The sequence below is a fragment of the Streptosporangium sp. NPDC005286 genome (genome assembly GCF_040607515.1).
In the GTDB taxonomy this organism is placed as follows: domain Bacteria; phylum Actinomycetota; class Actinomycetes; order Streptosporangiales; family Streptosporangiaceae; genus Streptosporangium.
Genome location: NZ_JBEXGU010000050.1, coordinates 1 through 17,613, shown reverse-complemented (window position 1 = coordinate 17,613; position 17,613 = coordinate 1). Strand labels below are relative to the sequence as shown.

Below are 17,613 nucleotides of genomic sequence, written 5' to 3'. Positions count from 1 at the left end.
TCCTAGGCACCTCCCTCGTCAGGCATCTGGCCCTCGACGGCTCGGACGACCTCCGACACCAGCGCCTGGGTGCCCGCCGCGTCGAGGGCCTTCACCCGTTCCGCGAGCACGTCGACTCTGGACTCCCCGTCCTTGGTGACGATCGTGATCGTCACCTTGCCCGTCCGGTATCGCAGCCAGGCGACCACCAGGGTGGCCAGCACCATCACCGCTCCACCCGGTTCGAGCGCGATCCGCAGCGCCTCGGTCAAAGGCCCGAGGGTGCCCGGGACCGGCGGGGTCTCAAGGGAGCGAACCCGGCCCGCGAGCTCGGGTTCCTCAACCAGCCATTCGTACAGATCGTTCGCGGCGTCTACCGAATCCGGTTCGGAAACGGAAATCTCAATATCCATGGGCTGCTCGTCTCGCGCTTATCCGATGAACGCACTGGAAATACCGGCTGCGGGCCGCTTTGAATGTGAGGCACCTGGAACTCCAGGCTGACGCTTATCTCTGGCACGACCTTCGGGTCTCCTCGGCTTCACGGCGCGGCCAAGGAGGTTTTGTTTGTATCCGAGGATGCCGTCACAGGCTCGTTTTGTAAACGGATTGCGTTCGGTGCGCATGCCCTTTCGTGACACCACCACCGGAACCGCCGGGCGGCCGGGTTCGGGCGGAGGCCGACGGGCACCTCGACGCCAAAGGACGGGGGCTCCGGACCTCTCGCTCCGCACAGGTCACCGATTCTTCCGCGGGAGCCCCGGCAAAGGTCCGGGCGAGCAACCGCGTCCTTCCCATCACGAAACGGCGGAAGGCCGGGACGGCCTTGACCATCGCGTTTTGTGCCGGGCGAAACGAGGTCGACGGCGCCCGCTGTTAAAATTGTTCCGGTGGAAGTTCGATTGATTCGGAAAGAGCTGTCTTTCTCGGCGGATCGCGGCGGCGCGCACTCCTGAGACGTATTTCCAGGCCAGCGGACCCGGCCGGGCGCGACGACGCTTTTCTCTTCCTCTCCCGCCCCATGGGGCGGCCCGTCCGTACAGCGGATTACTGTGAGCAGGTTATTCGTTTCATGCTGAATATTGAAATTATGTCCGCCGTTTCCCAGAGAAACACGAGCCGCTACCGTCCCACGAGTCCAGCTTGCCGAGCCGCGGGGGAGCTTCGAGGTGGCGGAGATGTTTGCCCAGCGTAAGGCGGGTATGCCCCCCTGTCACAACGCACGAAGGGAACAGCGGATGGAACGGGACAACGCCAACGACAGGCAAAAACTGGGCACCGATCGTGCGCACCAGCCAGGCTCACCCGAAGGGTTGAGCGCGCAGGAGATGGACAGCCGAAGCGACCTGGCCACCTGGATCAGCGGCACGCACGCGTTTCCGGCCGATCGCGAGACTTTACTGGAGCGGGCGCGCGCCCAGTCGGCACCCGACGAGGTGCTCTCGGCCATCCGGTCGCTGCCCGATCGCACCTACGAGAACATGGAAGGCGTCGCCCAAGAACTCGGCCTCGGCGGGGGGCAGCACGACTGACCGCACCGCTCACGGCCGTTCGGACGACTCATGGCTTTCCCCCTGGCCAAGTAGGTGACCCGAGCCCAGGCGGCAAGTCCAAGCTCAGAGATCAGGATTCCGTCGGGAGCACTGGGACGACCTGACACGATAGGGCGCATGTCTGAGCTTCGAACCGGTCAGCGGAGCGTGTGGATCGATGACGACAGCCCGCTCCCCCCTGACTCCTGGGGACGCGCGGGGTCCGCGAGAAGCGCTCTGCCATGGGGGTTCACGCTCGTCATCGTGCTGCTGGTGGTGGGCCGATTCACGTTGGCGCCGCACCTGACGGCGCCCGCGCTGCAGACGTGGGCCACGATCTTCGTGGCGATCTGTGTGCAGGCGCTGCCGTTTCTGGTCTTCGGGGTGGCGCTGTCGGCGGCGATCACCGCGTTCGTCCCGGCGTCGTTCTGGACCAGGGCACTGCCCGCCAACCCGGCCGTGGCCGTGCCGGTCGCCGGGGTGGCGGGGGCGGTGCTGCCGGGGTGCGAGTGCGCGTCCGTCCCGGTCGCCTCGGGACTCATGGCCCGGGGGGTGACCCCCGCCGCCGCGCTGGCGTTCCTGCTCGCCTCTCCCGCGATCAACCCGATCGTGCTGGTCGCGACCGCCGTCGCCTTTCCCGGGCAGCCGCTGATGGTACTGGCCAGGTTCGGGGCATCGCTGACCGTGGCGGTGCTCGTCGGCTGGCTCTGGCTGAGGTTCGGCCGCAGCCAGTGGCTGCGGATTCCCTCCCGCCCGCACGGCGACGGCCACAAATGGGTGCGGTTCGGCGAGGCGATGCGGCACGACCTGCTGCACGCGGGCGGGTTCCTCATCGTCGGCGGGCTGGCCGCGGCCACGCTGAACGTCGCCGTTCCCCGCGAGTGGCTGACCACGATCGCCGAGGTGCCATGGCTGGCCATTCTGGTCATGGCGCTGCTGGCGGTGCTGCTGTCGATCTGCTCGGAGGCCGACGCGTTCGTGGCGGCCTCGATGACCGCGTTCTCCCCCACCGCGAAGCTGGCCTTCCTGGTGGTCGGGCCGATGGTCGATCTGAAACTGATCGCGCTGCAGGCCGGCACATTCGGCGGCGCTTTCACAGCCAGGTTCGTCCCGGTGACCTTCGCCCTCGCCATCCTGGTCAGTGCGCTTTTCGGATGGTTGCTGCTGTGACGTCCTCCCGGTCTTCGAAGGACCGCCGGTCCAGGTTCGGCCTGGCGAAAGGGACTCGCGAACTCCGATGAACCGTGTCACCCAGAACCTCGTCCTAGCCCTGCTGGGCTGCGCTGTGCTCCGGATCTCGGCGTTCTCCACGACCTATCTCAACTATGTCAAACCCGGCTTCCGACCCTTCCTCATCGGCGCCGTACGGTGCTGGTGCTCCTCGGGGTCATCGGGCTGTTCCAGGCTGCAGGCACCGCCCACCGACACGTGGGTCGAGGTCACGGGCACCTGGATCCCGCAGACGTTCAAGAAGATGCCCACCGGGGTCGTCTACCCCCAGCTCACCGGAAAGGGTCTCACGAGGATCGAGCCCCCCGAGGAGCCGTACGAGTAGGCCGGTCAGGTCCCCCGGCAAAAGACACGCGCCCTTCTTACCCGCGCCAAGGCCGCCGGGCGACCCCCTGCCGGTCGCGAAGCCTGGTCGGCGTCCTCGCTCGCGGCCGATGGACCGTCGGGCCGGGTCAGGCGGCGCCGGTTCGCGCCGCGGTGACCGCCAACGTGGTCGCCACCTCGACCTCGAATCCGCCGCGTCGCGCGAAGTCAGCCATCCGCGCGTCGGGCTCGACCCCGAGCACCCTGCAGCCGGCCGTCGAGGCGACGCGGCTTCGGGCTCGGAAATCCATTTGTCGTCGGCGCCGCCTCCTTGGGAGGATCCTGTCTTCATGAGCCGCCCTGTCATCTCCGAGGTCCCGATCGGTCCCGTGCCCGTCCCCGACGTCGTCGCGGCGCTCGCCGACGGCGACACCGTCACCCCGGTGTGGCGCAACGAACTCGGCGGCCTGACCTTCCGCCTCGAAGACGGGCGTGACGGCGTCAGGTACGTCAAGTGGGTCGCCGCCGGCACTCCGGAGATCGATCTCCCCGGCGAGGCGGAGCGCCTGGCCTGGGCGCGGCGCTGGGTGACCGTCCCGAGGGTCATCGAACACGGTACGGACACCGACGGCACGTGGCTGGTCACGGCGGCGGTCCCCGGCCGCTCGGCGGTGGATCCCCGGTGGATCGCCGACCCGCCGGCCGCGGCGGCCGCGATCGGCCGAGGGCTGCGCCTGCTCCACGACGCCCTGCCCGTGGAGCAGTGCCCGTTCGACTGGGCCATCGATCGACGGCTCACCCGCGCCGACGAGCGCATCACCGGCGGGGAGGGACCGGCCGACTGGTTCCCCGAGCACCGGCACCTGGAACTCGCCGAAGCCCGGGCGCGAATCGGCGATCCGCCCGCGATCGACCGCCTCGTCGTCTGCCACGGGGACGCGTGCGCCCCCAACACCCTGCTGCACGACGACGGCGTGTTCGCCGCGCACGTCGACCTGGGTTCGCTCGGGGTGGCCGACCGGTGGGCGGACCTCGCGGTGGCCGCGTGGAGCACGGAGTGGAACCACGGCCCGGGGTACGACGGCATCGTGTACGACGCATACGGGATCGCCCCGGACCCGGAACGCATCGCCTACTACCGCCTGCTCTGGGACATGGCGTGACCGGTCACACCCGATCGGCGCCCGTACTCACGGTGGTACGGCACCGGAAACCGGTGCCGTACCACCGCGACTCTCCGCTGAGGCGGTCCGGATCCCCCCGGGGCCACGTACACCCCACCCGCCCAGGCGTGGGCGGGCGGAGCGACGGTGACCACCAGGACGATCGCGGCGATCACCGGTCCGAAGGCATCGGCTCCACCGCGCGAGACCTGAGCAGGAACCCGGCTCCTGCCGCGGTGAAGAACATCAGCACACCATAGGTGGCGGCCGGGACGGCCATCTGGGAGCTGTTCAGCAGGGAGAGCGCCACCGCGATCGACAACGTGGCGTTGTGGATCCCGATCTCCATGCAGGAGGCGACGGCCTGGCCGCGCTCCACCCCGGCCAGGCGCGGCGCCCAGTAGCCGACGGTCAGGCTGATCACGCTGAACACCAGCGTGATCAGGCCCACCGACTGGATGTAGCCGCTGAGGTTGTCGAGCTCCTGGAGCAGGGCGCCGGCGATCACCAGCGCCAGGATGACCGCTGAGGCGATCTTCACGGGCGTGTTCATCCGTTCGGCGAAGCTCCGTGCCATGGCGCGGACCGCCATGCCGATGGCGACCGGAACCAGCACGACCGCCATCACCTGCAGGCTCTTGTCGAACTGCAGGCCGAGCGTGCCCGAGCCGACCTCGAAGTAGGACAGTGACAGGTTGGTCACCAGTGGCAGCGTCACGACCGCCAGCACCGAGTTGATCGCGGTCAGCGTCACGTTGAGCGCGACATCACCGCCGAACAGATGACTGTAGAGGTTGGCCGTCGTGCCGCCGGGCGAGGCGGCCAGCAGCATCATGCCGACGGCGAGCGCCGGCGGCAGGTCGAAGACGACCACCAGACCGAAGCAGATCGCGGGCAGCACCAGGATCTGGCAGCCGAGCGCCACGACGGTGGCCTTCGGATAGACGACGACACGGCGGAAGTCGGAGATCGTCAGGCTCAGCCCGAGGCCGAACATGATGATCGCCAACGCGATGGGCAGGAGGGTTCCGGCAAGGGCCATGGGGGGTGCTCCTTATCAGCGATCTGTCGCTGGGGCGGCGTAGTGCCATAGCTGAGGTACCACCCATACGATCATCGTCACGGTTATGGCGGTGGGCAACCCACCGGCACGGATCGTCACCTTGGGCCGTACACCGCCGCCGCGGTCCCATGCGGCAGGTCGGCGACCGCGGGCCCCCGATCAGGACGACGATGCCTGACGTGATACAGCAGCGGGCCGGGGTGCCGGTGCTGATCTGCGACCCGGCCGGGCCCCGGTTGGCCACCATGCAGGACGCGCTGGACCTGATCGGCGCGGCCTTCCTCGGCGCCGAGGTGGTGGCCCTCCCCGCGAGCCGACTGGACGAGCACTTCCTCTCCACCTGCACGACCGCTCCCGCATCAGGGGTCGAGGAGGGGGCGCGCGCCTCGCCCGGCGAGCCTGTCACCGGGATTGACCAGCAGGCACTGGTCGAAGGACAGGCAACCGCAGCCGATGCACTCGGTGAACCGATCGCGCATGCGCTCCAGCTTCTCGATGCGGCCGTTGATGGCCTCGCTCCAGCACTCCGACGCCTTCAGCCACAGCTCCCGGGTAGGCGAGACATCGTGCGGCAGGTACTCCAGGACGCCTTCGATCACCGACAGGGGGATGCCGACGTTTTGCGAGGCGCGGATGAACGCCAGCCTGCGCAGCGTGCTGCGGTGGTAGCGACGCTGGTTGCCGGTGGTGCGGCGGCTGGCGATGAGCCCCTTGCGCTCGTAGAAGCGCAAGGCGGAGGCGGGCACGCCGCTGCGCTCGGACAACTCTCCGATGGTCAACTCCGTGACGATCACTTCGGAATCCGGCATATGGCCAACCTAGCTTGACCTAAACCTTGGTTTAACAACGAACCTGGTCCGCGAGGCGCCGGAAGGACGCCGCATATCCCTTGTGACCGGTGGAGGAACTGTTGTCCGAAGAGCCGCTTCAACTCACGGTGATCGTCGGCGGCGTACGGGACGGCAGGCTCGGCCATGCCCCGGTCCATCGGCTACGCCATGTCCAAGGGCACGCTCGACGTGCTCACCTCGACGCTCGCCAAGCGGCTCGGAGCGAGGAATTCATCATGCGGGGAGCCGTCATTCACGCTCCTGGGGACGTGCACTTCGAGGAGCGTGCCGATCCGAGGACCATCAACCCGACGTGATCATCCGGACTGTCGCCACCTGCGTGTGCGGGTCCGACCTGTGGGACCAGCACGGCGTCAACGCGGTCTCCGGGCCGCCGCCGTCGCCCCGGCGGCGGCCCGGCAGACGGTGTTCTACCTGGCCAGAAGGTCACGCAGTGCCTTGACGACATCGGCGGGGGCCTCTTCGGCCATGAAGTGGCCGCAGGAGACGGTGGCGTGTTCCTGGTGGGGCGCCCACGCCTCCCACAGGGCGGCGGCGTCGAAGCCGAGGGCCGTGCCCCAGTCCTGCTGCAGGACGGCCACCGGCATGCGCAACCGGTTCCCGGCCTGGCGGTCTGCCTGGTCGTGCTCGACATCGATGGCGGCCGATGCCCGGTAGTCGGCGACGATGGAGGGGACGGCTTCGCGGGAGGCCTTCAGGTAGGCGGTGCGGATGTCGACGGGGATCGCCTCCGGATCCCGGGTCCAGATGTCCAGGAAGTAGCCGAAGAAGACGTCCGCGCTGGCGCTGATCATCTGTTCGGGCAGGCTGGGCGGCTGGGCCATCAGGTAGAGATGAAAGCCGACGGCGGCGGAGGTGCCGTGCATCACGTCCCACATGTCCAGCGTCGGCAGGACGTCGAGCGAGGCGAGATGAGTGATCGTATCGGGGTGGTCCAGCCCGGCGCGGATGGCGACCAGGGCGCCCCGGTCGTGGCCCGCCAGGGCGAAGCGCTCGTGGCCGAAGGCGCGCGCGAGGGCGACGATGTCGGCGGCCATGGTGCGCTTGGAGTAGGTGTGCCCATCGGTGTCGGCCGGCTTGTCGCTGTCACCGTAGCCGCGCAGGTCGGGGCAGATGACGGTGTGATCGGAGGCCAGGTCGGCGGCGACGTGCCGCCACATCAGGTGGGTCTGGGGGAATCCGTGCAGCAGCACGACGGGGCTGCCGGAGCCGCCGACGGCGACGTTGAGTGACACGCCTTCGGTGACGGTGACGCGCTGGTAGTCGAATCCGGTGATCCTGGGTTCCACGGCGAGGACCCTTTCCGCTAGGCCTGTCTGTTCTTGTCGAGCGACTGCGACCAGCCTGCCCGCCGGCGCTCAGCAGCCGGTCAGCGGCGGCTGAGCGGTGACCGAACGGCGCTGCCGACAAGGGCCCACCCGAGACGCCCGGATAACATCGGGTGACATGACCAGCGAGGCGACGGCACGAGCGGTGACCTTCGGTGTGCTGGGCCCCCTGGAGGCTTCTGACGAGCACGGTCCGCTTCCGTTGAAAGGTCCCCGGCATCGAGCGGTACTGGCGCGGCTGCTGATCGCCAGGGGCAGGGTCGTCCCGGTCGACCGGCTCGTCGGCGACCTGTGGGAGCGACCCCCGGACGGGGCGGTCGGGGTGATCCAGACGTTCGTCTCCGCGCTGCGCCGCGCTCTGGAACCCGACCGCCCTCCCCGGCAGCCCGCCCGGCTGCTGGTGACGGCCTCCCCCGGCTACGCGCTACGGGCGGAGCGGCGGTCGGTGGACGCCTGGCGGTTCGAGGCGGTGGCGGGTGAGGCCGGCTCGCTGCTGGCGGCGGGACGGCCTGGGGAGGCGTTGGTCGGCCTGGAGGAGGCGCTGGCCCTGTGGCAGGGTCCGGCGTACGCGGAGTTCGCGGAGGAGACGTGGGCACGCGGAGAGATCGCCCGCCTGGACGGCCTGCGGTTGCTGGCCGTGGAGCGGCGTGCGGAGGCGCTGCTGGAGCTGGGGCGGGCCGCCGAGGCGGTGCCTGACCTGGAGGCCCACGCCGCGGGCCATTCGTTGCGCGAGGACGCCTGGAGGCTGCTGGCGCTGTCGCTGTACCGGTCGGGCCGGCAGGGCGATGCCCTGGCCGTCCTGCGCCAGGCCCGGGAGGTGCTGGTCGGGGAACTGGGCGTGGATCCCGGCCCCGGGCTACGGGGGCTGGAGGCCGACATCCTCGCCCAGGCCCCCCACCTCACCGCCCCCGCCAGGGCCGGCGGCGGTACCGGCATCATGGTGTCACCGCGGGAGGCGGCGGCGTACCCGGCGCCCCCTGATCCTGCCGGACGGCCGTTCGTCGGACGCGCGCAGGAGCTGGGTCACCTGGAAGAGGCCGCCGCGGCCGCCATGCGGCAGGGCAGGATCGCCCTGGCCCTGGTCTCCGGCGACGCCGGCGCGGGAAAGACCGCGCTCGCCGAGGTGCTCACGGGCACGCTGACGGCGCGGGGCTGGACCACGGCATGGGGCCGCAGCCCCGAGCATGACGGGGTGCCCGGCACCTGGCCGTGGACACAGATCGTCGGGGGTCTGGCCGCCGCCGGGGCCGAGCCCGCCCCGGCCTCGGCCCTTGTGCCGGACGGCGCAGCGACCACACCGTCCGCGGCCCGGTTTCGCATGCACCACGCGGCCGCCTCCTACCTGGCCGCGGTGGCGAGGCGAGCACCGGTGCTGTTGGTCTTCGACGATCTGCACCGGGCGGCAGAGGAGACTCTGGACCTGCTGGCCACCCTGGTGACGGAACCCGTCGCCGGGCCGATACTGCTCGTCGGGACCTACCGGGCCACCGAGATCTCCCCCGCCCTGACCGACGCGCTCGCCGGGTTCGCCCGCGTGGAACCGGCCCGGGTGTACGTGGGCGGCCTGTCCGAGGCGGCCACGGGCGAGCTCGTCCGTGCCGTCGTCCAGCGGGACGTGGACGCACGGACCGCGCGGGTGATCCACCGGCGCAGCGGCGGCAACCCGTTCTTCGTCCGCGAGCTCGCGCGGCTGGTCAACGCTGAGGGACCCGCGGCACTCGACGCCGTTCCCGCGGGCGTGCGGGACGTCATCCGCCACCGGCTGGCGCGGCTGCCGCAACCGGCACGGGCGGTGCTGCGGCAGGCGGCCGTGATCGGCCGGGACATCGACGTGGACGTGCTGGTCGCCCTGGCGGCAGACGAGGACCTCGTGGTCGACGCCCTGGAGTCCGCACTGCTCGCGGGCTTTTTGACCGAGCGGGAACCGGGTCGGCTGCGGTTCGCCCACGCCCTGGTGCGCGACACGCTTTACGACGACATCTCCAGGCCACGCCGGGCGCGCTGGCACGCCGCCGTCGCCGAGACGATCGAGCAGCTGCACCCGGGTGACATCACCTCGCTCGCCCACCACTTCGGCCACGCCGAGAGCCGGCCTACGGCCGCCCGAGCCGCCCGCTACGCCCGCGCGGCGGCGCTGCAGGCCGAGCGAGGATTCGCCCCGCACGAAGCCGCACGACTGTGGCGGCAGGCCCTCGCCGCCCACGACCGGGCAGAAGAGGGCGACGTGCGCAGCCGGCTGGAGGCGGTCATGGGCATGGTGCGGGCACTGGCCGTGACCGGCTCCCTGGAAAGCGCCAGGCAGTACCGCGCGGAGGCGATCGCCACAGCCGAGGAACTCGGCGACCCGCACTTGACCGCCGAGGTGATCAGCGCCTTCGACGTGCCCGCGATCTGGACCCGCAACGACGACGAGGACCTCGCCCGGCAGATCGTCCATGCGATCGAACGCACTCTGACCGCCCTGCCCGAGGGCCAGGCGGCACAGCGCAGCCGTCTGCTGAGCACCCTCGCCCTGGAACTGCGCGGCGCCCCCACCGACCGCGGACGTCAGGCGGCGCGGGAGGCGGAGGCGATCGCCCGTCGGCTGGGAGACCCGGCCCTGCTCGCCTTCGCCCTCAACGGCCGCTTCATGCAGGCCTTCCAGCAGGCCGGAATGGCCCCGCGACGTGCCCGGATCGGCGATGAACTGGTCGACCTGGCCACCCGGCACCACCTGGTGACCTTCGAGGTGCTCGGACACCTCATCCTGATCCAGGCCCACTCCGCGCTCGCCGACTTCGTCACGGCCGACGCGCACGCCGCAGCCACGGAGCGTCTCGCCGAACAGCACGACATCCCCCTCGCGGGCGTGTTCACCCAGTGGTACGCCGCTCTGCGGCTGGCCGTCACCGGCCATCTGGTCGAGGCGGAGGCCGCCTACCGCGCCGCGAGCACCGCACTCGCCGGCAGCGGCATGCCGGGGATGGAGCAGGGCATTCTCCCCCTCGCCCTGCTGTGCCTGCGCATCCAGCGGGGCGAGCGACCAGAGGCGGACGAGGAGGCGGACTGGGGCCCGTACGCGCCCTGGGCCCGCCCTCTGATCCTGCTCGCCGCGGGCCGCCGCGACGAAGCCGAAGTGGCCGCGAAGACCCTCCCCGACTCACCCCGCGACCTGCTCTGCGAGGTCCGCACCTGCCTCGCCGCCCGGACGGCCATCGGTGTCGGCGACCGATCGGCGATGGAGCGTGCCTACGCCCAGCTACGATCCGCCTCGGGGGAACTGGCCGGAGCGGGCAGCGGCCTGCTCACCCTCGGCCCCGTAGCGCTCCACCTCGGCGATCTCGCCGTCGCTCTCGGACACCGCGACGATGCCCCGGACCATTACCGGCAGGCGCTGACGATCGCGAACAAGGCCGCCGCGCCGCTCTGGACAACCGCCGCCCGCGACGCGCTCGACCGCCTTGACAGCGGACGGCCGGACACGTCTCTCGCAAACGGCCGCCGGTGAGAGTGGCGTCTGTGACAGCGGCCGACTTCGGCCCGACGCACGTGCGTGATCTTCGGCGTTGACAGACGGCCGACGGGTGTGTGTAATGGCTCCGGTGTCGTGTGACGCCGACCAAAGAGCAGTGGGCCGGTCGGCGATCGGGCGAACACCCTTCACGCAGAGGACCCGCCATGAGTTCGTACTCAGCGCCCTGTATCTGACGTAGCGCAGCCGCACGTCGTCTCTCACTCTTCGAGTTCCGGGCACCGCCATGCGTGCCCTGGGCTTCCGCACCGCGTCAGGCCGTCAGCGGCGGCGCGTCGTCCGCTGTCCGCGTACGGCGGGAGGCGCGGCGGTCCCGTACCGCGCGTATCACCGCCATCCACCATCACCGCAGTCACTGCGGATCCACGTACCTTTTCCGGAGACAGAAAACCGTATGCCCATGTCTTTCGACCAATCGGTCATCGAGGAGTTCCGCGCCAACGGAGGGAAGGTCGGTGGCCCCTTCGAAGGCGGGGATCTCCTGCTGCTGACGACCACCGGCGCGAAGTCGGGGACGGAGCGGACCACTCCCCTCGGCTACGTCCGCCACGGCGATTCGCTGCTGATCGTCGGATCCAACCTCGGTGCCCCGTCTCACCCCGGCTGGTACCACAACCTGCTCGCCCATCCCGTGGTACGGGTGGAGGTCGGCACCGAGACCTTCGAAGCACTCGCGGTTCCCGCCGAAGGGGCGCGACGCGAGGAACTGTTCGGACATGTCGTGCGGGTGGCGCCCGGATACGGCGACTACCAGGTCCGGACCACCCGGCCCCTGCCTGTCGTGGTGCTGGAGCGTGCCGAGCCCGACGCCTGGGAGGGTCCCCGCGAGGTCCACAGCCTCGCCGACAAGCTGATGGAGGTCCATACCTGGCTGCGTGCCCAGTTGCGTCAGGTGAGAGCGGAGGTCGACGCCCACTTCGCCGCACGGGCGGCCCATCATGGTCCCGGCGAACCACCGGGACCGGGTCTCGGGCTGCAGATCCGGCAGCGCTGCCTGGCGTTCTGCCAGTCTTTGGAATTCCATCACAGCAGCGAGGACGCGCACCTGTTCCCCGGAATCGCTGGCTATCACCCCCATCTGGCCGACATCTTCGACCGGCTCCGCGACGAACACCGCACCGTCGCTGACATTCAAGGCCGGCTGGTGGCCTTGCTGGCCGACATCGGCATCGCCGACCCTCGGTGTTTCCGCGCCGAGCTGGACCGGATGTCGGCGGAGCTGAACGCGCACCTCGACTACGAGGAGGAGTCGCTTCTCCCTCTCCTCGCCGAGGTTCCGTGGCCTCCGGCACTGAGAACCGGTCTTGCGGAAGCGGTTGACGGAGATCGGCTACGGGCCTGATCAGGTTCTGCCCTCGCGGTGCGAGGCGGGCCAGGACGGCGGTCTGCGCATGATCAGGCGGGTCGCGCCGGCCTGCTCGTACAGCATGACCGACCGCCACCCCCGCCTGCGGTACAGGCCCAGCGCCGTGGTCGCGGCCGAGTGGGTGGTGAGCCACGCCGGTCCATCACCTTTCATGGCGAGGACGCTGTCGTGGAGGGCGGCCCCGAGGCCACGGCCGCGGCAGTGCGGAAGCACGCCCAGCTCGCGGAGGGTGAAGTCGTCGTGGGGCTGCCCGCAGGTCAGGGTCGCCAGCCGTGAGCAGCTCACCCCGTAGGCGAAGCCGCACACCTCGTCATCGCTGTCGCCGTCCACGGCGACGGCGAGGACGAACCCTGGTCGGCGGCTGTCGGCCAGCAGGCGGGCCGCGACCCCGCGCGCCGACGGGTACGGCTCACACCACGGCGGCCGGGTGAACACCTGCCCGCCCACGTCGGCCACGGCCGGAAGGAACGGCCGTACCTGGCCGGCGCGGACGAGCCGGATCTCATGACGCGCGGCACCCGCCGCACCGGCCGTCCGGTGGGCGGGCGCCGCGCTCATGGGGTCAGACGCCCTTGGCCGCGGTGAAGCGGGCGATGACGTCGTTCCAGTTGATCAGGGTCCACAACTTCTCGACGTAGTCAGGGCGCACGTTGCGGTACTGCAGGTAGTAGGCGTGCTCCCAGGCGTCGAAGACCAGCAGCGGGGTGGTGTTGAGGCCGACGTTGCCGTGGTGGTCGTAGACCTGCTCGACGACCAGGCGGCGACCCAGCGGTTCCCAGGCCAGGATGCCCCAGCCGGAGCCCTGCACGCCGGCGGTGGCGGTGGTGAGCTGCTTTTTGAAGGCCTCGAAAGAGCCGAAGTGCTCGTCGATGGCCGCGGCCAGTTCCCCGTCGGGGCGGTCGCCGCCGTCGGGTGAGAGGTTCTGCCAGAAGATCGAGTGCAGTACGTGCCCGGACAGGTTGAAGGCGAAGGTCTTCTCCAGGCCGACCAGCCCGCCGAACTCGCTCTTGTCGCGGGCCTCGGCCAGCTTCTCCAGGGTGTCGTTGGCGCCCTTGACGTAGGCGGCGTGGTGCTTGGAGTGGTGCAGCTCCAGGATCTCCCCGGTGATCGCGGGCTCCAGGGCCGCGTAGTCGTAGGGCATATCGGGAAGGGTGTACTCACCCATCGCTTCTCTCCTCTGACTTGCTCCTGCAAATAATATGCAATAACTCTAGCCATGCAACTACTTGCACAGAAGCGGGCGTGCCGGATGATCCTCAGGACTTCCCGCAGCCCTCACACCGGCCGCACAGGAGCCGACCGGCCGTATCGAAGGCGAAGCAGGGCCGTCTCCATCGGCTCGCCGGCGGGGATCTCATCGACGCCACACCCGGGAACATCTAGTGCATCACCGATGGGCTGTCTGTCCGGAACCCTCGTAGCACCCCAATGCCGACGAGACGCAGAGCGGGAAGGGTGTCCTCGGCCGCTGACGGTCTTGAACGGTTGTGCTGCCGGAGCCCAGATCCATAGCTGAAACTTCTAGTTTCTAGCAGATCCATCTGTTGGACTTCTGATCGGTGAGCGACCAGGCTAGTGGGCACCGAGGTCCAACATCAGGAGGAATCCATGCCGGAGTACGAGAAGGCCATGCGGCCCGAAGACATCACCCGCCTGTTCGTCGAACGGTCCAACGCCGGTGACGCGGCCGGAGTGGCCGCGCTCTACGAGGAGGACGCGGTGATGGCCTACCCGCCCGGCGGCCGGACGGTGGGCCGGGAGGCGATCCGCGCGCTGTGGGAGAAGGTGCTGGCCGGCCGTCCCCGCTTCGAGCAGGAACAACCGCTGCCGACGCTGATCAGCGGCGACATCGCCCTCACCTCGACCCCGCCGAAGGACGGGAGTGGCGCCCGCGCGCAGGTCGTCCGGCGCCAGCCCGACGGCAGCTGGCTGCGCCTGCTCGACCAGCCCGAGTTCGTTCCCCCCACCCGCTGAACCGCCGGGGTCGGGGAGGCCGAGCTCCCCCATGGACGCGTCGGCATCGCGCGCTCCAGGATGGCCCTGATGAGCACGCCCCCGGCTACGGGTGCACGGGGAGGTCGCGCGGGCTCGTTCCGGCCTGGCCGGGCCGATGGACGTCGCCCAGGGCGGCGCGGATGTCACGGAGGTGGGCCGTGGTCTCGACGGCCTGGGCGCGGGTGAGGTCGGCCAGGCCGAACGAGCTCTCGTTGAGCGCCTCGGTCGCCTGCCATGCCAGGGTCTGCCCGGCGGAGGTGATCCTGGCCAGGACCACGCGCCGGTCGTCGGGGGAGACACGCCGTTCCACGAGCCCGCGCTGCTCCAGACGGGTGACGACGTTGGTCACGGAGGCGGGGTGCACCATCAGCCGCTCCCCCATCTTTCCCATCGGCAGCGCCCCCCGCGCGAATGCCAGCAGTTGCAGCGCCTCGTAGGCGGCGAAGGTCAGGCCGTACGGCTTGAGGGTCTCCTCGATCCGGCTCAGCAGCAGTTGCTGCACCCGCATGACGGAGGTGACGGTGGCCATGTGGTCGGCATGTTCCGGCCAGCGGGCGTTCCACTGCCGGTGAGCTTCGGCGATGGAGTCGAAAGAGGGTGAACTAGGCACCGGCTCACGGTACTTGACCGGATCCCGATCACCTATGTACTTTAATGCCAAAATATTTGATGTCCAAGGATTTATTACCCTCCAGGAGAGTCCGGTGCCACGCTCCGACGACCGCTCCCGCGTCAACGGCTCGCTGCACGTTCCCACCCACCCGGTGCGTTTCGTCACCGCCGCCGCGCTGTTCGACGGGCATGACGCGGCGATCAACATCATGCGGCGGATCCTGCAGGCGCAGGGAGCCGAAGTGATCCACCTGGGCCACAACCGCTCGGTGCGGGAAGTGGTCGACGCGGTCATGGAGGAGGACGCCCAGGGAGTGGCGGTCAGCTCCTACCAGGGCGGGCACATCGAGTACTTCGAATATCTCGCCTCGGCGCTCGGGCAGGCAGGGCTGGGACACGTCCAGATCTTCGGCGGCGGCGGTGGCGTCATCGTGCCGGAGGAGATCGCCCGGCTGGCCGAGTCGGGGGTACGGATCTTCTCCCCCGAGGACGGCCAGCGGTTCGGCCTGCCGGGAATGATCAATCGGCTCATCCGTGAGTCGGACGTCGATCTCGCCGCGCGGCCGGCGCCGGTCGAGAGCGTGCTGGCGGGTGAGCGGACGGCGCTGGCGCGCGTGATCACCTGCCTGCAGGGCGGGACACTGCCGGAGGCCGACCGGCGGGTACTGGCGGACGCGGCCGCCGGTCGCCGGGTGCCGGTGCTCGGCATCACCGGCACCGGCGGGTCTGGCAAGTCCTCCCTCACCGACGAGCTGGTACGCCGGTTCCGCACCGACCAGCAGGACAAACTCCGGGTGGCCGTGCTGGCGGTGGATCCGACCCGGCGCCGTGGCGGCGGCGCGCTGCTGGGCGACCGGATCCGGATGAACACCCTGGACGGCGACCGCGTCTTCTTCCGATCCCTGGCCACCCGGGGCGCCCACGAGCTGCCCGAGAACATCGGCGCGGTGATCGAGGCGTGCAAGGCCGCCGGATACGACCTGGTGATCCTGGAGACTCCGGGCATCGGCCAGGGCGACGCCGCGATCGTCCCTCTCGTCGACGTCGCGCTGTATGTGATGACGCCCGAGTTCGGCGCGGCGTCCCAGCTTGAGAAGATCGACATGCTGGACTTCGCCGACGTGGTGGCGATCAACAAGTTCGAACGGCGTGGCGCGGCCGACGCGCTGCGCGACGTGTCACGGCAACTGATCCGCAACCGGGAGGCTTTCGGCGCCCGGCCCGAGGACATGCCGGTGTTCGGTACCAGCGCGGCCACCTTCAACGACGACGGTGTCACCGCCCTGTACCAGCACCTGAGCGGCCTGCTGGCCCAAGGCGGCCTGCCGCTCCAGCCCGGTGTCCTGCCCGAGGTGAGCGGCCGCGCGTCCACCGGCGCGGCCCAGATCGTCCCACCCGGCAGGATCCGCTACCTCGCCGAGATCGCCGAGACCGTGCGTGGCTACCACACCGAGACCGCCCGGCAGATCGAGGCCGCCCGGCGCCTGCAGCGGCTGACCGAGGTGGTGGCCGAGCTCACCGGATCGCCCGCCGCGGCCGTCGCCGAGCTGGCCGACCAGGCCAGAGCCGACCTCGCACCGGCGAACGCGGAGCTCATCGACGGCTGGCCGGCGGTCGTCGAGGCGTACTCGGGCCAGGAGCAGGTGGTGCGGGTCCGCGACCGGGAGTCGCGCACCCGGCTCACCCGCGAGTCGCTCTCGGGCAGCACGATTCCACGGGTGGCGCTGCCGCGCTACACCGACCACGGGGAGCTGCTGCGCTTCCTGCGAAGCGAGAACCTGCCCGGCCGTTTCCCGTTCACGGCCGGGGTCTTCCCGTTCAAGCGCGAGGGCGAGGACCCGGCCCGGATGTTCGCCGGCGAGGGGGACGCCCTCCGCACCAACCGGCGCTTCAAGCTGCTGTCGGCCGACAGCGAGGCCACCCGGCTGTCCACCGCGTTCGACTCGGTCACCCTGTACGGCCGCGACCCCGGCCAGAGCCCCGACGTCTACGGCAAGGTCGGCACCTCCGGCGTGTCGATCGCGACCCTGGAGGACATGAAGGCGCTCTACGACGGGTTCGACCTGTCCGCACCGGCCACGTCGGTGTCCATGACCATCAACGGCCCCGCCCCCACGATCCTGGCCTTCTTCCTCAACACCGCCATCGACCAGGCGCTCGATCGCCACCGCGACTCACACGGCCGCGAGCCCTCGCCCGAGGAGGCGGCCAAGCTGCGCGCCCGGACACTGGCCACCGTGCGCGGCACCGTGCAGGCCGACATCCTCAAGGAGGACCAGGGTCAGAACACCTGCATCTTCTCCACCGAGTTCTCGCTCCGGATGATGGGCGACATCCAGGAGTGGTTCATCCACAACGGGGTGCGTAACTTCTACTCGGTGTCGATCTCCGGCTACCACATCGCCGAGGCCGGGGCCAACCCCATCAGCCAGCTCGCCTTCACGCTGACCAACGGCTTCACCTACGTGGAGTCCTATCTGGCCCGAGGCATGAACATCGACGACTTCGCGCCCAACCTGTCGTTCTTCTTCTCCAACGGCATGGATCCCGAGTACAGCGTGCTCGGCCGGGTCGCGCGGCGGATCTGGGCGGTCGCGATGCGGGAGCGCTACGGCGCGAACGAGCGGTCGCAGAAGCTCAAGTACCACATCCAGACCTCCGGCCGGTCGCTGCACGCCCA

Annotated in this window: 16 protein-coding genes; 8 read left to right on the top strand and 8 right to left on the bottom strand. The window is 69.9% G+C overall.

The features are described from left to right. Positions 1–2 precede the first annotated feature (2 nt). Positions 3–392 carry a hypothetical protein gene (locus ABZU75_RS19980; RefSeq protein WP_355556002.1) on the bottom strand — a complete coding sequence of 130 codons (390 nt, stop codon included), beginning with the start codon at positions 390–392 and terminating at the stop codon, positions 3–5. A gap of 825 nt (positions 393–1,217) precedes the next feature. Here ABZU75_RS19980 and ABZU75_RS19975 point away from each other — a divergent pair. The 3 genes from ABZU75_RS19975 to ABZU75_RS19965 all read left to right on the top strand — a co-directional run bounded on the left by ABZU75_RS19975 (position 1,218) and on the right by ABZU75_RS19965 (position 3,066). Further along, positions 1,218–1,511 carry a DUF2795 domain-containing protein gene (locus ABZU75_RS19975; protein WP_355555999.1) on the top strand — a complete coding sequence of 98 codons (294 nt, stop codon included), beginning with the start codon at positions 1,218–1,220 and terminating at the stop codon, positions 1,509–1,511. 138 nt (positions 1,512–1,649) lie between these two features. Further along, positions 1,650–2,681 carry a permease gene (locus tag ABZU75_RS19970; RefSeq protein ID WP_355555996.1) on the top strand — a complete coding sequence of 344 codons (1,032 nt, stop codon included), beginning with the start codon at positions 1,650–1,652 and terminating at the stop codon, positions 2,679–2,681. Between the two features lie 67 nt (positions 2,682–2,748). Then, on the top strand, positions 2,749–3,066 hold the full coding sequence (locus tag ABZU75_RS19965) for a hypothetical protein (RefSeq protein WP_355555993.1): 318 nt from the start codon (positions 2,749–2,751) through the stop codon (positions 3,064–3,066). A gap of 127 nt (positions 3,067–3,193) precedes the next feature. On the opposite strand, the gene ABZU75_RS19960 is transcribed toward ABZU75_RS19965, so the two are convergent. Continuing rightward, entirely contained in the window at positions 3,194–3,355 is a 162-nt protein-coding gene (locus ABZU75_RS19960; RefSeq protein WP_355555990.1) for a hypothetical protein, read from the bottom strand. Between the two features lie 39 nt (positions 3,356–3,394). Here ABZU75_RS19960 and ABZU75_RS19955 point away from each other — a divergent pair, with 39 nt between their 5' ends. After that, complete coding sequence (locus tag ABZU75_RS19955) at positions 3,395–4,207, top strand: aminoglycoside 3'-phosphotransferase (RefSeq protein WP_355555988.1); 813 nt, start codon at positions 3,395–3,397, stop codon at positions 4,205–4,207. Positions 4,208–4,379: 172 nt separating this feature from the next. Here the strand turns inward: ABZU75_RS19955 and ABZU75_RS19950 are convergent, their stop codons facing one another. From ABZU75_RS19950 to ABZU75_RS19940, 3 genes are all read right to left on the bottom strand, one after another. After that, complete coding sequence (locus tag ABZU75_RS19950; RefSeq protein WP_350926104.1) at positions 4,380–5,249, bottom strand: bile acid:sodium symporter family protein; 870 nt, start codon at positions 5,247–5,249, stop codon at positions 4,380–4,382. A 380-nt stretch (positions 5,250–5,629) separates the two neighbouring features. Beyond that, entirely contained in the window at positions 5,630–6,079 is a 450-nt protein-coding gene (gene soxR / locus ABZU75_RS19945; RefSeq protein WP_350962016.1) for a redox-sensitive transcriptional activator SoxR, read from the bottom strand. A 452-nt stretch (positions 6,080–6,531) separates the two neighbouring features. Beyond that, the gene (locus ABZU75_RS19940) at positions 6,532–7,410 is read right to left on the bottom strand and encodes an alpha/beta hydrolase (protein ID WP_355555984.1); all 879 of its coding nucleotides are present in this window, start codon (positions 7,408–7,410) and stop codon (positions 6,532–6,534) included. 157 nt (positions 7,411–7,567) lie between these two features. Here ABZU75_RS19940 and ABZU75_RS19935 point away from each other — a divergent pair, with 157 nt between their 5' ends. Both ABZU75_RS19935 and ABZU75_RS19930 read left to right on the top strand, forming a co-directional pair. Next, positions 7,568–10,936, top strand: coding sequence for a BTAD domain-containing putative transcriptional regulator (locus ABZU75_RS19935; RefSeq protein WP_355555981.1), 3,369 nt, complete (start codon positions 7,568–7,570; stop codon positions 10,934–10,936). A gap of 424 nt (positions 10,937–11,360) precedes the next feature. Then, positions 11,361–12,302 (top strand): nitroreductase/quinone reductase family protein, encoded by a 942-nt coding sequence (locus tag ABZU75_RS19930; protein ID WP_355555978.1) that lies wholly within the window; start codon positions 11,361–11,363, stop codon positions 12,300–12,302. Here the strand turns inward: ABZU75_RS19930 and ABZU75_RS19925 are convergent, their stop codons facing one another. Both ABZU75_RS19925 and ABZU75_RS19920 read right to left on the bottom strand, forming a co-directional pair. Next, the gene (locus ABZU75_RS19925) at positions 12,303–12,884 is read right to left on the bottom strand and encodes a GNAT family N-acetyltransferase (RefSeq protein ID WP_355555975.1); all 582 of its coding nucleotides are present in this window, start codon (positions 12,882–12,884) and stop codon (positions 12,303–12,305) included. Positions 12,885–12,888: 4 nt separating this feature from the next. Continuing rightward, the gene (locus ABZU75_RS19920) at positions 12,889–13,491 is read right to left on the bottom strand and encodes a superoxide dismutase (protein ID WP_355555972.1); all 603 of its coding nucleotides are present in this window, start codon (positions 13,489–13,491) and stop codon (positions 12,889–12,891) included. A gap of 443 nt (positions 13,492–13,934) precedes the next feature. On the opposite strand from ABZU75_RS19920, the gene ABZU75_RS19915 reads away from it, so the two are divergent. Continuing rightward, positions 13,935–14,300 carry a nuclear transport factor 2 family protein gene (locus tag ABZU75_RS19915; RefSeq protein WP_355555969.1) on the top strand — a complete coding sequence of 122 codons (366 nt, stop codon included), beginning with the start codon at positions 13,935–13,937 and terminating at the stop codon, positions 14,298–14,300. Positions 14,301–14,385: 85 nt separating this feature from the next. Here ABZU75_RS19915 and ABZU75_RS19910 read toward each other — a convergent pair whose 3' ends face one another. Then, positions 14,386–14,931 (bottom strand): MarR family transcriptional regulator, encoded by a 546-nt coding sequence (locus ABZU75_RS19910; protein WP_355555966.1) that lies wholly within the window; start codon positions 14,929–14,931, stop codon positions 14,386–14,388. A 94-nt stretch (positions 14,932–15,025) separates the two neighbouring features. Between ABZU75_RS19910 and ABZU75_RS19905 the strand changes: the two genes are divergently transcribed. Further along, on the top strand, positions 15,026–17,613 hold a 2,588-nt coding region (locus ABZU75_RS19905; protein ID WP_355555964.1), incomplete at its 3' end, for a methylmalonyl-CoA mutase family protein.

What these genes read in the sequence shown, in the direction of transcription:
- ABZU75_RS19980 (WP_355556002.1), bottom strand. Translation starts at nt 392, where the DNA reads ATGGATATTGAGATTTCCGTTTCCGAACCGGATTCGGTAGACGCCGCG.
- ABZU75_RS19975 (WP_355555999.1), top strand. Translation starts at nt 1,218, where the DNA reads ATGGAACGGGACAACGCCAACGACAGGCAAAAACTGGGCACCGATCGT.
- ABZU75_RS19970 (WP_355555996.1), top strand. Translation starts at nt 1,650, where the DNA reads ATGTCTGAGCTTCGAACCGGTCAGCGGAGCGTGTGGATCGATGACGAC.
- ABZU75_RS19965 (WP_355555993.1), top strand. Translation starts at nt 2,749, where the DNA reads ATGAACCGTGTCACCCAGAACCTCGTCCTAGCCCTGCTGGGCTGCGCT.
- ABZU75_RS19960 (WP_355555990.1), bottom strand. Translation starts at nt 3,355, where the DNA reads ATGGATTTCCGAGCCCGAAGCCGCGTCGCCTCGACGGCCGGCTGCAGG.
- ABZU75_RS19955 (WP_355555988.1), top strand. Translation starts at nt 3,395, where the DNA reads ATGAGCCGCCCTGTCATCTCCGAGGTCCCGATCGGTCCCGTGCCCGTC.
- ABZU75_RS19950 (WP_350926104.1), bottom strand. Translation starts at nt 5,249, where the DNA reads ATGGCCCTTGCCGGAACCCTCCTGCCCATCGCGTTGGCGATCATCATG.
- soxR (WP_350962016.1), bottom strand. Translation starts at nt 6,079, where the DNA reads ATGCCGGATTCCGAAGTGATCGTCACGGAGTTGACCATCGGAGAGTTG.
- ABZU75_RS19935 (WP_355555981.1), top strand. Translation starts at nt 7,568, where the DNA reads ATGACCAGCGAGGCGACGGCACGAGCGGTGACCTTCGGTGTGCTGGGC.
- ABZU75_RS19930 (WP_355555978.1), top strand. Translation starts at nt 11,361, where the DNA reads ATGTCTTTCGACCAATCGGTCATCGAGGAGTTCCGCGCCAACGGAGGG.
- ABZU75_RS19925 (WP_355555975.1), bottom strand. Translation starts at nt 12,884, where the DNA reads ATGAGCGCGGCGCCCGCCCACCGGACGGCCGGTGCGGCGGGTGCCGCG.
- ABZU75_RS19920 (WP_355555972.1), bottom strand. Translation starts at nt 13,491, where the DNA reads ATGGGTGAGTACACCCTTCCCGATATGCCCTACGACTACGCGGCCCTG.
- ABZU75_RS19915 (WP_355555969.1), top strand. Translation starts at nt 13,935, where the DNA reads ATGCCGGAGTACGAGAAGGCCATGCGGCCCGAAGACATCACCCGCCTG.